Genomic DNA, 12,733 nt, shown 5'->3' with positions numbered 1-12,733 from the left:
CAAATTTGAGGAGACCGACATGCTCGACAAACCCCACCAGCCCGAAAGCTTCCCGACGCCGGACTATGCGCCAGACCGGTGGCACAATATTGCCCGCTCCTATACGCCGGCCGATGTGCGGCGACTGGCCGGCTCATTGCCAATCCGCCATTCGTTGGCCGAAAGCGGCGCCAAGAAGCTCTGGCAATTGCTGCATTCGGAAGATTTCCTCCCGACCCTGGGCACGTTTACCGGCAATCAGGCGGTGCAGCAGGTCAAGGCCGGTTTGAAGGCCATCTATCTCTCCGGCTGGCAGGTGGCGGCCGACGCCAATTCCTCGGGCAATATGTATCCCGACCAGTCGCTCTACCCGGTGGACAGCGTGCCGTCGGTGGTCAAGCGCATCAACAAGGCCTTGCAGCGCGCCGACCAGATCCAGACCATGGAGCAGGCCGACGGCGTCGCCACCACCGATCTCGACTTTTTCGTCCCCATCATTGCCGATGCCGAAGCCGGTTTCGGCGGGGCGCTCAACGTCTTCGAATTGATGAAGGCAATGATCGAGGCCGGCGCTGCGGCCGTGCATTTCGAGGACCAGCTCGCCTCGGAGAAGAAATGCGGGCATCTGGGCGGCAAGGTTCTGGTGCCGACCAGCCAGTTCATCCGCACGCTCAATGCGGCGCGACTGGCGGCGGATGTCATGGGCGTGCCCACGCTCATCATGGCCCGCACCGATGCGGAAGCCGCGCGGCTCATCACCTCCGATATCGACGTCTATGACAGGCCCTTCGTCACCGGCGAGCGGACCGCCGAGGGGTTTTACCGGCTCAAAGGCGGGCTCGACTGCGCCATTGCCCGGGGCCTTGCCTATGCGCCCTATGCCGATCTCATCTGGTGCGAGACCTCAAGGCCGGACCTGGCCGAGGCGCGCCGCTTTGCCGAAGCCATCCGCGCGCAGTTCCCCCAGCAAATGCTGGCTTATAATTGCTCGCCCAGCTTCAACTGGGCCAAGCATATGGGTGAGGCCGACATGGCCAAGTTCCAGCGCGAGCTGGGCGCCATGGGTTATAAATACCAGTTCATCACCCTGGCGGGCTTTCACAATCTCAGCCTCAGCACGTTCGAATTGGCCCGCAGCTACAAGGAAAGCGGCATGGCCGGCTATTCGAGGCTGCAGCAGGCCGAATTTGCCGCCGAGGCCGATGGCTTTTCCGCCGTTCGGCACCAGCGAGAAGTGGGCACCAGCTATTTCGATGCCGTGTCGATGACGGTCAGCGACGGCCAGAGCGCCACCACCGCCATGGCGGAATCGACTGAGGCAGCGCAGTTCCATTGATGGGATGAGGTGGGGCGGCGAAGCTGTCCCACCGATTCACGTGAAACATTATCCACAGGCTTATCCACTGGAGGCACTGAGGCTTCGCGTCACGAGCCGGACGCGAATGATAGCGCAATGGCTACCTGGCGCCTTGCAACAGTGATGAGAATTCTGACCAGAGGGTCTGGGTATCGATAAGGCCGCTGGCAAAGGCAGCAAGCCAGAGCAGATGCGTCAGCACGATCAACAGAGTTGCCGTTATGAAGCTCTGCTTGCGGGTTTTGTGTCGAAAGAGGGCCTGGCCCAGAAGTCCGCCGATCAGCCCGAAAAACAGATCAAACCCCAGCAGCGTTGTTTCGCTGGTGCGCCACTGGCCGGTTGCGGCGAAACGCTTGTCCGAGCCATAGGCGATCAATGACACCACGCCCATGACGGCATAGAGAATGGCCAGCAGTTGCGGCAGGCGCCCAAGCAGCACATTGGCGACAACCAGACAAGCAATGACCAAGGCTGCCAGAAGACGCCAGTCGGCAAGTGCGGGGCTTCCAGCCGCGGCTGCCCCTCGACGCTGTGGCGTCGAAACCCTGGCACCGCCCAGGATCTGCGCCGATTTGGCCTCGATCCGTCCATCTGTTCCGAACCCGCGCACGAAGCGGATCGTGTCGCCCTCCAGCGGGCGGTTCCGAGCCGCCCGCAATGCGGAAACATGGACAAAGACGCGCTCGCCGTCGTCGGCAGCGATAAAGCCAAAGCCGCGCTCGTCATTCCAGTGAATCAGGCGACCCTCTTGCGCCATGCTTGCCCCCCGATTTGCCGGCAGACATGCTAGACGCCTTCTCCTAACAAGGCGTCTTCTGCACCGCCGCTAGAAGAGCGACTGTCGCAGCGGCAGCTTTATCGGCGCGGGAAAACCGGTTGCCAGCTCGTCCCAGAACCGGTCCCGCAGCACTTCCGGGAAGACATGCCCCTGGGGTAGCGCGTCGCGGGCGAACCAGCCCGCCTCGCTGATGGATTCGCCCTCGGCCGGATTGGCGGACACGTCGATCTCGCCCGAGACATAGTCGGCCAGGAACCAGAATTTGACGATGCGGCCGGAAGTGTCCACCAGTTCGTCGATATAGGCCATTGTTCGCGCGCGCACCCGCAGGCCGGTCTCTTCAAACGCTTCGCGCTCGGCCGCCGCGTGCAATTCCTCCGCCCCTTCGACGCCGCCGCCGGGACCAGCCCAGAAGTCGTGGACGCCGCGTCGAAAGTGGCGAACCAGCAGGATGCGGTTGTCGCGCAGCGCCAGCACGCCGGCGGAAATGCGATGCTTCATAAGAGGTCCGATCAGGCGGCGCCGAAATTCAGCCGATAGCTGAGGGCCTCGGCAATATGGGGTCGGGCGACCTTATCGGAGGCGGAGAGATCGGCAAGCGTGCGCGCCACCTTGAGCACACGGTGATAGGCACGGGCCGAAAGGTTGAATCGCTCGGCGGCCTGCAGCAGCAGGGACTGGCTTTCCCGATCCGGCTCGACCAGTTTTTCGATCAGCGCCGAGGGCGCAGCGGCATTGGTCAGCACCTGGGGCTGGCCGGCCGCGGCATAGCGCCGGGCCTGTTTTTCGCGCGCGGCCGCAACGCGAAGCGCGACTTCATGCGAGCTTTCTGCCGGGGCGGCGGGCGCGATCATGTCGGCGGCGGACACGGCGGGAACGTCGATGCGGATATCGATGCGATCAAGGAAGGGTCCGGAGAGCCGGGCCTGATAGTCCCCGGCACAGGCGGCGCCGCGCTTGCAGACGTGGCCGGGCGTGCCGGCAAGGCCGCATTTGCACGGGTTCATCGCCGCCACCAGCTGGAAGCGGCTGGGATAGGCGACGCGGGCATTGGCCCTGGCAATGACCGTCTCGCCGCTTTCAAGCGGCTGGCGGAGGCTGTCGAGCACATTGGGCGCGAATTCGGGCAATTCGTCGAGAAACAGCACGCCATTATGGGCCAGGCTCGCCTCGCCCGGCCGCACTTTCAGCCCGCCGCCCACCAGGGCTGCCATGGAGGCCGAATGATGCGGGGCGCGGAAGGGCCGGCGATCGGAAAGGGCACCACCTGCCAGTTCGCCGGCTATGGACTGGATCATGGACACATCGAGCAGTTCGCGCGGCGAGAGGGGCGGCAGGATGGAAGGCAGGCGCGCCGCCAGCATGGACTTTCCGGCGCCGGGCGGCCCCACCAGCAGCAGATTGTGTCCGCCGGCCGCGGCCACTTCCAGCGCCCGGCGCGCCACCGCCTGGCCGCGCACATCCATCAGGTCCGGCAGGTCATCAGGTGCAGCCAGATGCCGGCCCGGCCGGGGCCGCGCCTGCAATTGATGGCCGGTCAGGTGGTTGGCCAGAGCAATGAGGCTGTCGGCCGCGATGATGTCGACATCCTCGCCGGCCCAGGCCGCTTCCGGTCCGGAGGGCGAGGGGCAGACAATTCCCATGCCCCGGGCGCTGGCCGCCATGGCCGCGGGCAGCACGCCCCCGACATGGGCAATGCGACCATCAAGTCCCAGTTCGCCCAGCGCCAGATAACCGTCCAGGGCATCGCGGGGAATGGCTCCCAGAGCCCCCATCAGCGCCAGGGCGATGGGCAAATCATAGTGGCTGCCTTCCTTGGGCAGGTCGGCGGGCGCCAGATTGATGGTGATGCGCTTGGGCGGCAGGCCAAGACCGGAGGCGGTGAGGGCGGCCCGGACGCGTTCGCCACTCTCGCGCACCGCCTTGTCGGGCAGGCCCACCAGCACCAGACCGGGAAAGCCGGGACCGATATGCGCCTGCACATCGACGGTCACGGCCTCGATCCCCTGAAACGCCACAGTCGTCACCCGCGTGACCATCGTGTGAGCCCCCATTTGCAGCGGAGGCTAGCAGAGTGACCGCGGCTTAACAAGAACGTATGGCGAACAAAGAATGGAGTGTTAACCATAGGGGATGCCACATTGGTTACCCTAAATCTCCGTTAACCGCGCCATGTTGAATCAAATGCAGTTTCAGTTCTGCGTTTCGAGTGTCTTTGCCCATGGCCTTCTCTGCCCGCCGCTCCGTCTCCGCTGCTGTTCGCGGCGCCGTTCTGAGCCTGACCGTGCTGGCGCTGGTCGCCTGCGGCAGCGTGGGCGGCCTCTACAATGCCATTCCGGGCGATAACCGCCCCCATGCCAAGGTGGACCGTGCCCGGGGCATGCCCATTCAGGGCATCGACGTGGCCCGCTACCAGGAGAATGTCGATTTCGCCAAGGCCCGCGCCGCCGGCATCCATTTCGTCTTCATGAAGGCGACCGAAGGCAAGGACTATATCGATCCCGATTTCCGCGCCAACTGGATACGGGCCCGCGATGCCGGCATGCCGCGCGGCGCCTATCACTTCATGACCTGGTGCTCGCTGGCCTCCGAGCAGGCGACCTGGTTCGCCCAGAACGTGCCCTTCGACCCCAGCGCCCTGCCGCCGGTGCTCGACCTTGAGTGGAACAATCATTCGAGCTGCAAGGTGAAGCCGAGCAAGGCCGATGCGCTCGAAAAGATCCGTGTCATGCTCGATGCGATGGAGCGCCATACCGGCAAGCTGCCGATCATCTATACCGACATGAATTTCCACCGCGACATTCTTGAAGGCGAGTATTTCCCCAATGCCTTCTGGCTGCGCTCCACCGCTGCCGAGCCGCATGAGCGCTACAACAACCGCCCCTGGACCTTCTGGCAATATACCCAGACCGGCGTGGTGCCGGGCGTGCGCGGCGAAGTCGATCGCAATGTCTATTACGGCTCGACCGAGGACTGGCTGATGTTCCTCTATACCGGCTGCGACCCGCGTGCCGTGGCGGCCCTGCAGGCCACCGGACGGTGCCTGCCGGCCAAGTAGGCGCCAGGGCTGAATTTGGCGCTACCCAAGGCCGGACGTGCCGCATAAAGTTGCAGCGCGTATGGGCTAAAGGGACAAGGCCAATGAATTTTCTGGGTGATTTTGGACTGGACGGGCTCAGCGTGGTGCTGATCGGGCTGGGCATCCTGGCGGTCATGGTGCTGTTTGCCGGCGCCAAGACCGTACCGCAGGGCTATAATTACACCATCGAGCGCTTCGGCAAATATACCCGCACGCTGAAACCCGGCCTCAACCTGATCGTGCCCTTCATCGACACGATCGGCAAGAAGATGAACGTCATGGAGCAGGTGCTTGATGTGCCGCACCAGGAGGTCATCACCCGCGACAATGCCACGGTGACCGCCAATGGCGTCACCTTCTACCAGATCCTCGATGCCGCCTCGGCCGCCTACGAGGTGACCCATCTCGAGCACGCCATCCTCAACCTCACCATGACCAATATCCGCTCGGTGATGGGGTCGATGGATCTCGACGAGCTGCTCAGCCACCGCGACCAGATCAATGACAAGGTGCTGCGCGTCGTCGATACGGCGGTGGCGCCCTGGGGTATCAAGATCACCCGCATCGAGATCAAGGATATCGACCCGCCCAAGGACCTGGTGGATTCCATGGGCCGGCAGATGAAGGCAGAGCGCGAGAAGCGCGCCACCATTCTCGAAGCCGAGGGCCGGCGCCAGGCGGCCATTCTCAAGGCCGAGGGCGAAAAGCAGGCGCAGGTGCTGGAAGCCGAAGGCCGCCGCGAAGCCGCCTTCCGCGATGCCGAAGCGCGCGAACGCGCCGCAGAGGCCGAAGCCAAGGCCACCCAGCTGGTGTCGGATGCCATTGCCTCGGGCAATGTGCAGGCCATCAACTATTTCGTCGCCAACAATTACATCAAGGCGCTGGAAGGCATTGCCACGGCGCCGAACCAGAAACTGCTGATGCTGCCGGTCGAGGCCGCCAGCGTCATCGGCGCCATTGGCGGGATTGCCGAGATCGCCCGCGAGACTTTTGGGGGCGACAAGCCCAACCCGGCGCGACCGTCGAGCCGGCCGCCCAGCTCGACGCCATCGACCTGACGGGAGGCCGGCATGCAGATCATTGCCTATCTGGGCGAAAATGCCCCCTGGAGCTGGATCATTGCCGGCCTCGTCCTCTTGGCGCTGGAGCTGGTCCTGCCCGGCGGATACCTGCTCTGGATGGGAATTGCCGGCATCCTGACCGGACTGATCGTGCTGTTCCAGCCGCTCGACTGGCCCGTGCAATGGCTGATCTTCGGCCTGTTGTCGCTGGCCTCGATCCTGATCTGGATCCGGGTGACGCGCCGCCGTGGCACAAGGACGGATCGCCCGCTGCTCAACGAGCGGGCCGCCCATTTCATCGGCCGCGAAGTGGTGCTCGACCGTCCGATCGAGGGCGGTTTCGGGCGCCTGGCGCTGGGGGACACGGTCTGGCGCATTGCCGGACCGGACCTGCCACAGGGCCAGAAGGTGCGGATCATCGGGGCCGAGGGCGCCGTCCTGCTGGTCGAGGCCATCTAGGCGCGCCCCGGCGCGGGGCAAGGGTTCGTTAACCATAAACTGAAAGGATGGCGGCGTGGGCCCGAAAGGGCACGGCCAAGGTCCGCGTGCCCGCGGCGTAAGGTGCGGAGCGGTGCGTGGCCCGGCGAATTCTGACAGTGCTGAGTGTGGTTCTGGCAGCGACGACGCTGCCGGGGCCAGCCCATGCCGATCCTTTCGTCATCGACAAGACCGGGCTCGACAATGACCGGCTGGCGCCTGGCCTCTATCCATCCGCGCCGATGCCCGAGGGCTTTGCCGTGCCGCCCGAACCCGCCCATCCGCCGCTGGAAATCGACTGGTCGGTAGGCCTCAAGGGGAGCTACACCGCCGCGAGCGCCGGCAATGGCTTCGTCACCACGCTCAAACCCGCCTTTACCGCCACCCATCAGGGCGTCCGCACCGATCTGGTGCTCGATGGCAGCGCCGAACTGGCGCGTGCGCCCGAGGGCAGTGTCGTCATCGACGCGCTGGGCCTCAAGCTTGATGGCACGACCATGCTCGACCGCGATACGACGCTGTCGGGCGTGGCAAGCCTGCGCCTGTCCCAGGACCTGCCCGGCATGCCGGGCAGCAATCCGCTGGTGGTCATGCCGCCACAGGTCCTGACCGGCGCCCTGGGCGGTGGCATCGACCGCGATTTCGGGCGCTTCACCCTTGGTCTCAAGGGCAATCTTGAGCGCACTCTTTACGGGCCGACGCGGCGAACCGATACCGGGTTCACCGACAATGAAGACCAGAATGTCTGGCAGGCCGATACCACGCTGCGCGTGGGCTTCAAGGCGACGCCGATCATCGAGGTGTTCGGCGAGGCCGGTCTTGGCCGCGACTGGTTCGACACGGCAGGGGTGGGCGGCATCAAGGCCGACGCCAGCAGCAGGACGCTGCGCGCCGGGCTCGCCGGCAACTGGAACGGCATCTGGTCGGCCAGCGCGTCGCTGGGCGTCGGCCAGCACGATTTCGACGCTGCGGGCCTTAGCGACATCACCACGCGTCTCTATGACGCCAGCATCACCTATTCTCCCGATTCAACCATCAGCGTCACCGGCACGCTGGCAACGACCGTCACGCCTGCTGGAGCCGATGTCGGGGGCACGGCGCGCGTGGCCCATACGGCAGACGTCGATGCCAGCTATACCGTCAATTCCTGGCTGCGCCTGCGGGCCTCGGCCGACTGGGGCCAGTCGCGCGTCGAAGGCAGTGGCGAAACCGAGCGCTCGCATGGACTTGGCGCGGGCGCCGATTATCGGCTCAACTCCCGCACCGCCCTGTCGGCGGACTATGGCTATGTGCATCGCGACAACAGCGTGAGCGGCCAGTTCAGCAGCCATACGGTCAGTGTCGGGGTGACGCTCAGGCGCTAGGCGTTCTAGAGCTTGTCGCTCAGATCGAGTTTTTTCAGCTCCTCGATGAAGCCATTGCGGATATCCGGGCGATCGAGGGCAAAGACCACATTGGCGGTCAAGAAGCCGAGCTTCGAGCCGCAGTCATAGACCTTGCCTTCATATTTCACGCCGGTGAAGCGCTGCTGGCCCATCAGGGTCTGCATGGCGTCGGTCAGCTGGATCTCGTTGCCGGCACCGCGTGTCTGCTCGGCCAGGAGGGCAAAAATCTCAGGCTGCAGGATGTAGCGACCGGAAATGAAGAGATTGGACGGCGCTTCTTCGCGCTTGGGCTTTTCCACCATGCCATTGATGGCAAAGCCGGTATCGGGACCCTCGCCGCGCACCACCACGCCGTAGGAGGACACATCCTCCCAGGCGCATTCCTCGACGCCGATGACATTGCCCGCGGTTTCCTCATAGGCGTCCATCATCTGCTTGAGCACGCCCGGCTTGGCCTGGAAAATCATGTCGGGCAGCAGCAGGGCAAAGGGCTGATTGCCGACGATGTCGCGGGCGCACCAGACGGCGTGGCCCAGACCCAGCGGCTCCTGCTGGCGGGTGAAGCTGGTGCGGCCGGCCGAGGGCAGGTCCTTGCGCAGCTCGTCGAGCGCGGCGCTCTTGCCGCGGCTTTCAAGCGTCGCCTCAAGCTCGAACTGGCGGTCGAAGTGGTCTTCGATGACCGCCTTGTTGCGGCCGGTGACAAAGACAAAGTGCTCGATACCGGCTTCGCGCGCCTCGTCCACCGCATACTGGATCAGCGGTCGGTCCACCACGGTGAGCATTTCCTTGGGCATGGCCTTGGTGGCGGGCAGGAAACGGGTTCCCAGACCCGCAACTGGAAATACGGCGGTACGGACGCGTTTGGACACGAAGCTTTTCTCCTTTGTGGACGCTGATCAGCCATAAAGCTAAATCAACATCTGGCACATATCGTTGCCGGCAAATAGCATTTCCCAAACGGAGAGACAAAGCATGACCGTCCTGGTAACCGGCGGCGCCGGCTATATCGGCAGCCATATGGTGCTTGATCTGGCAGATGCCGGTGAAAAAGTGGTGGTGCTCGACAACCTGGTCACCGGCTTTGACTGGGCCATTGATGGGCGGGCCATCTTCGAGCCAGGCAATGCCGGCGATGTCGACCATGTGGTCGGGCTGATCGAAAAGCACGGCATCACCGAGATCATCCACTTCGCCGGCTCCATCGTGGTGCCGGAATCGGTGACCAATCCGCTCAAATACTATGGCAACAACACCGCCACGTCGCGCAACCTCATCGAGGCGGCCGTCAGGGGCGGGGTCAAGCACTTCATCTTTTCATCCACGGCGGCCGTCTATGGCATGACGGGTCTCGCGCCGGTCGTCGAGGAGACCCCGCTCAACCCCATGTCGCCCTATGGCCGGTCCAAGCTGATGACCGAATGGATGCTGGCCGATGTCGCCGCCGCCCATGCCATGACCTATGGCGTGCTGCGCTATTTCAACGTCGCCGGGGCCGATCCTGCAAAGCGTTCGGGCCAGTCGACGCCCGAAGCCACCCATCTCATCAAGGTCGCCTGTCAGACGGCGCTGGGCAAGCGCGAGAAGATGGACATTTTCGGCACCGATTATGAAACCCCCGACGGCACCTGCGTGCGCGACTATATCCATGTGACCGACCTGATCTCTGCCCATGCATTGCTGCTCAGGCATCTGCGCGCCGGCGGCGAGAGCACGACGCTCAACTGTGCCTATGGCAGGGGCTATTCGGTGCGCGAAGTGGTCGATACGGTCCGCAAGGTCTCGGGCATCAATCTGCGCGCCGACGAGGGTCCGCGCCGCGCCGGCGACCCGGCCTCGATCACGGCGACCGGCGAAAAGGTCCGGAACCTGCTCGGCTGGGTGCCCCGGCATGACGATCTCGATGAAATCGTCGAGACCGCCTATAACTGGGAGCGTCACCTTCTTACCCGCAACCGCTAGGAGGGGTGTTCATGCGGTGGATGGCCCTGATCTGGCTGGCTTTGGCGTCACCGGTCCTCGCCCAGCCGCAGGACAGCTTTTCCAGCTTTCTCGGCCAGATCCGGTCCGAGGCCATCGCTTCCGGCGTCAATGGCGCATTCTATGACGCCATAACAGCCGATCTCACGCCTGACCCATCGGTTCCCAACCTCGTCGAGACCCAGCCCGAGTTTACCACCCCGGTCTGGGACTATCTCGATACCAGGATCAATGCCTCCCGCATCGAGCGCGGCAAGACCGCCATGGCGCGCAATGCCGATCTCTTTGCCCGTGTCGGCCAGGCCTATGGGGTCGACCCCTATGTGCTGGGCGCCATCTGGGGCATGGAGACCGATTATGGCGCGGTGCTGGGAAACGACAATCTGATCCGTCCCATTGTCCGCTCGCTGGCGACCGTTGCCTGGCAGCGCCGCAGCCGCTTTGTCGAGGACAAGGCCGATTTCATCGCCGCGCTGAAACTGGCGGCCCAGAATGGCGGCGTTTCGCCCCGAGGCTCGTGGGCGGGGGCCATTGGCCACCTACAGGTCAATCCGTCCAATGTGCTGGCCCATGGCACCGATGGCGATGGCGACGGGCAGGTCGACCTGCATGCCTCGCTTCCCGATGCCCTCGCCACCAGCGCCGTCTATCTCCGGCGCCTGGGCTACCAGCCCGGCCTCGACTGGGGGTTTGAAGTCGATGTGCCACCGGGCTTTGACTATCTGCTCGCCACCCGCGAGCAGTTGCGCCCGGTGTCATTCTTTGTCGAACGCGGCATTGCGCGGGTCGCCGGCCGGCCCTTCGCCGATCTGTCGACGCCAGTCTTTCTCTATGTGCCGGCGGGCAAGGACGGGCCAAAATTCCTGATGACCGGCAATTACCTGGTCTTCAAGGGCTACAATTTTTCCGACAGCTATGCGGTTGCGATCGCCCACCTGACCGACCGGCTGAAGGGCGGGGGAGGCTTTGTCACCCCCTGGCCACGCCAGACGCAATTCCCCAATCTCGCGCAGCGGCGGGAAATCCAGCAGGCCCTGGTGGCGCTCCGCCTCTATGACGGGGTGGTCGACGGCCGCATCGGGCCGATCACCCAGGCCGCCTATGCGCGCTTCCAGGCCATGCAGGGGGAGGTGGCCGATGGCTTCGTGACCCGCGCCAGCCATGCAGCCTTGCTGGCGGCGACGCGATAACGCTGGCTTGAGCGGCGTGGCCTTGGCCGCGCACCGGTGGTAGAAGGCGGGACAAGCGGATGCGGAAATGGGTATGAAGCGGCTTCTTCTCGCTGTTCTCGTGGGTATTCTGGTGCTGGCCGAGGCCGGCCCGGCGCTGGCGCAGCCGGCTGCCGACGATACACTCGTCCTCGCCCAGGCCGAACCGCGCCGCCGCACGCTGTTCGATCTGCTTTTCGGCGAAGAACCCACCTCGGCGCCGCAGGTCCAGCAAAGCGCCCCGCGGGCCCAGCCGGCAGCGGCCCCGGCGGCACCGCCGCCACCTCCGACCCCCGCTGTGAACAAGGCGCCGGATGCCACGCGGCTTGCCGTGTTCGGCGATTCGCTGGCCATCGATCTCACCAAGGCGCTGGAGCGCTTTTATGCCGAGGATCCGAACCTGGTGGTCATCGGGCAGGGCGTCAATTCCTCGGGCTTTGTGCGCGACGACTTCTTCGACTGGAATGCCGCCATTGCCGAGCAGATCGCCGCCGACAGTTTTGACATTGCGGTGGTCACCATCGGCATCAATGACCGCCAGGAAATCAAGGCCAATGGGCAGACCTACGAGCCGCTGAGCGAGGGCTGGACCAATGTCTACCAGTCCCGCCTCAACAGCTTCCTCGGCCAGCTGCGGGCGGCCCGCAAGCCAGTGATCTGGATGGGCCTGCCGCCGATGTCGCGCAGCCAGTATTCGGCCGCCATCAACCAGATCAGTGCGCTTCATCGCATGGCCGCCTTCTCGGGCGGCGCTGAATTCATCGACATCTTTGATCGCTTTGCCGACCAGGAGGGCAAATACGCGGCCTATGGGCCGGACGTGAACGGGCAGAATGCGCTGATGCGCAAGGATGACGGCATCCACTATTCGGCTGCCGGGTCCGACAAGCTGGCCTTCTATATCAGCCAGTCGATGCGCACCTTCTATCGCGGTGGCCGGGTCACCGTGGCCATTGTCGATCCTCTGCAGGGCACCGATGCGGCCAGCATGCTGCGCCCACCCTATCAGGGCCTGGGGCAGATTCGCCTGTTGGAAGTGGCTGGCGCAGTCATGCCATTGAGCCGTGCGCCGGAGCGGGCCGGTGATCTTCTGGTCAGCACCGAAATGCCCGAGCTGGCGCCCGCCTTCCCGCTTGAACAGCTCGTGCAGGCGCCGGTTGGCCGTGTCGATGCGTTTGGCGTGGGCAGGCAGCCCGGCGCCCCGGTCGACGACGCCGAGAACGGCAGGCCGCTTCAGTAGGAAGAAAGGCCCTCGGCGACCGGCATCAGCATCTCGGAACGGGCCGCGCCGGTGCCGGCGACGCTTGTCGCCATGATGGCAAAAATCAGCAGGGTCAGCGCAGCGGCAAGACGCATAGGGAATTGTCCCGTTGTGATTGCTGCGTATTCCTTGCGCCCGATGGCGGGCCGGCGCAATGACAGCGTTAAGACT

13 protein-coding genes are annotated in these 12,733 nt (G+C 64.5%); 8 read left to right on the top strand and 5 right to left on the bottom strand.

All coding sequences use genetic code 11. The features are described 5' to 3' along the window. Positions 1-19: 19 nt before the first annotated feature. A complete protein-coding gene (gene aceA, locus MQW79_RS13015; RefSeq protein WP_476584898.1) occupies positions 20-1,315 on the top strand; it encodes an isocitrate lyase in 1,296 nt (431 codons plus the stop codon). 121 nt (positions 1,316-1,436) lie between these two features. Here aceA and MQW79_RS13010 read toward each other — a convergent pair whose 3' ends face one another. From MQW79_RS13010 to MQW79_RS13000, 3 genes are all read right to left on the bottom strand, one after another. Beyond that, entirely contained in the window at positions 1,437-2,093 is a 657-nt protein-coding gene (locus MQW79_RS13010; protein WP_476584897.1) for a DUF1294 domain-containing protein, read from the bottom strand. A 69-nt stretch (positions 2,094-2,162) separates the two neighbouring features. After that, positions 2,163-2,615, bottom strand: a complete 453-nt coding sequence (locus MQW79_RS13005; RefSeq protein WP_476584896.1) for an NUDIX domain-containing protein — start codon at positions 2,613-2,615, stop codon at positions 2,163-2,165. A gap of 11 nt (positions 2,616-2,626) precedes the next feature. Continuing rightward, on the bottom strand, positions 2,627-4,153 hold the full coding sequence (locus MQW79_RS13000) for a YifB family Mg chelatase-like AAA ATPase (RefSeq protein WP_476584895.1): 1,527 nt from the start codon (positions 4,151-4,153) through the stop codon (positions 2,627-2,629). A gap of 182 nt (positions 4,154-4,335) precedes the next feature. On the opposite strand from MQW79_RS13000, the gene MQW79_RS12995 reads away from it, so the two are divergent. The 4 genes from MQW79_RS12995 (at position 4,336) to MQW79_RS12980 (ending at position 8,095) form a co-directional block, all read left to right on the top strand. Further along, positions 4,336-5,172: a glycoside hydrolase family 25 protein gene (locus MQW79_RS12995; protein WP_476584894.1), complete on the top strand. Its 837-nt coding sequence runs from the start codon at positions 4,336-4,338 to the stop codon at positions 5,170-5,172. A gap of 83 nt (positions 5,173-5,255) precedes the next feature. Beyond that, positions 5,256-6,251 (top strand): SPFH domain-containing protein, encoded by a 996-nt coding sequence (locus MQW79_RS12990; RefSeq protein WP_476584893.1) that lies wholly within the window; start codon positions 5,256-5,258, stop codon positions 6,249-6,251. Positions 6,252-6,263: 12 nt separating this feature from the next. Further along, a complete protein-coding gene (locus tag MQW79_RS12985; protein WP_476584892.1) occupies positions 6,264-6,713 on the top strand; it encodes an NfeD family protein in 450 nt (149 codons plus the stop codon). A gap of 116 nt (positions 6,714-6,829) precedes the next feature. After that, entirely contained in the window at positions 6,830-8,095 is a 1,266-nt protein-coding gene (locus tag MQW79_RS12980; RefSeq protein ID WP_476584891.1) for an outer membrane beta-barrel protein, read from the top strand. Positions 8,096-8,100: 5 nt separating this feature from the next. Here MQW79_RS12980 and galU read toward each other — a convergent pair whose 3' ends face one another. After that, positions 8,101-8,985 carry a UTP--glucose-1-phosphate uridylyltransferase GalU gene (galU, locus tag MQW79_RS12975; RefSeq protein WP_476584890.1) on the bottom strand — a complete coding sequence of 295 codons (885 nt, stop codon included), beginning with the start codon at positions 8,983-8,985 and terminating at the stop codon, positions 8,101-8,103. A gap of 103 nt (positions 8,986-9,088) precedes the next feature. Between galU and galE the strand changes: the two genes are divergently transcribed. From galE to MQW79_RS12960, 3 genes are all read left to right on the top strand, one after another. Further along, positions 9,089-10,075, top strand: coding sequence for a UDP-glucose 4-epimerase GalE (gene galE / locus MQW79_RS12970; RefSeq protein WP_476584889.1), 987 nt, complete (start codon positions 9,089-9,091; stop codon positions 10,073-10,075). A gap of 11 nt (positions 10,076-10,086) precedes the next feature. Further along, positions 10,087-11,283, top strand: coding sequence for a lytic murein transglycosylase (locus MQW79_RS12965; RefSeq protein WP_476584888.1), 1,197 nt, complete (start codon positions 10,087-10,089; stop codon positions 11,281-11,283). A 73-nt stretch (positions 11,284-11,356) separates the two neighbouring features. Beyond that, positions 11,357-12,541 (top strand): SGNH/GDSL hydrolase family protein, encoded by a 1,185-nt coding sequence (locus MQW79_RS12960; protein ID WP_476584887.1) that lies wholly within the window; start codon positions 11,357-11,359, stop codon positions 12,539-12,541. Here MQW79_RS12960 and MQW79_RS12955 read toward each other — a convergent pair. Continuing rightward, positions 12,535-12,657 carry a hypothetical protein gene (locus MQW79_RS12955; protein ID WP_476584886.1) on the bottom strand — a complete coding sequence of 41 codons (123 nt, stop codon included), beginning with the start codon at positions 12,655-12,657 and terminating at the stop codon, positions 12,535-12,537. The two genes, MQW79_RS12960 and MQW79_RS12955, sit on opposite strands and share 7 nt — an antisense overlap. Between the last annotated feature and the right edge of the window lie 76 nt (positions 12,658-12,733).

It is taken from the genome of Devosia sp. Micro-HW1 (genome assembly GCF_056341075.1).
Note: the sequence above shows the minus strand (reverse complement) of the source record. Positions and strands in the feature narration are given on the sequence as shown.

What these genes read in the sequence shown, in the direction of transcription:
- aceA (WP_476584898.1), top strand. Translation starts at nt 20, where the DNA reads ATGCTCGACAAACCCCACCAGCCCGAAAGCTTCCCGACGCCGGACTAT.
- MQW79_RS13010 (WP_476584897.1), bottom strand. Translation starts at nt 2,093, where the DNA reads ATGGCGCAAGAGGGTCGCCTGATTCACTGGAATGACGAGCGCGGCTTT.
- MQW79_RS13005 (WP_476584896.1), bottom strand. Translation starts at nt 2,615, where the DNA reads ATGAAGCATCGCATTTCCGCCGGCGTGCTGGCGCTGCGCGACAACCGC.
- MQW79_RS13000 (WP_476584895.1), bottom strand. Translation starts at nt 4,153, where the DNA reads ATGGTCACGCGGGTGACGACTGTGGCGTTTCAGGGGATCGAGGCCGTG.
- MQW79_RS12995 (WP_476584894.1), top strand. Translation starts at nt 4,336, where the DNA reads ATGGCCTTCTCTGCCCGCCGCTCCGTCTCCGCTGCTGTTCGCGGCGCC.
- MQW79_RS12990 (WP_476584893.1), top strand. Translation starts at nt 5,256, where the DNA reads ATGAATTTTCTGGGTGATTTTGGACTGGACGGGCTCAGCGTGGTGCTG.
- MQW79_RS12985 (WP_476584892.1), top strand. Translation starts at nt 6,264, where the DNA reads ATGCAGATCATTGCCTATCTGGGCGAAAATGCCCCCTGGAGCTGGATC.
- galE (WP_476584889.1), top strand. Translation starts at nt 9,089, where the DNA reads ATGACCGTCCTGGTAACCGGCGGCGCCGGCTATATCGGCAGCCATATG.
- MQW79_RS12965 (WP_476584888.1), top strand. Translation starts at nt 10,087, where the DNA reads ATGCGGTGGATGGCCCTGATCTGGCTGGCTTTGGCGTCACCGGTCCTC.
- MQW79_RS12960 (WP_476584887.1), top strand. Translation starts at nt 11,357, where the DNA reads ATGAAGCGGCTTCTTCTCGCTGTTCTCGTGGGTATTCTGGTGCTGGCC.
- MQW79_RS12955 (WP_476584886.1), bottom strand. Translation starts at nt 12,657, where the DNA reads ATGCGTCTTGCCGCTGCGCTGACCCTGCTGATTTTTGCCATCATGGCG.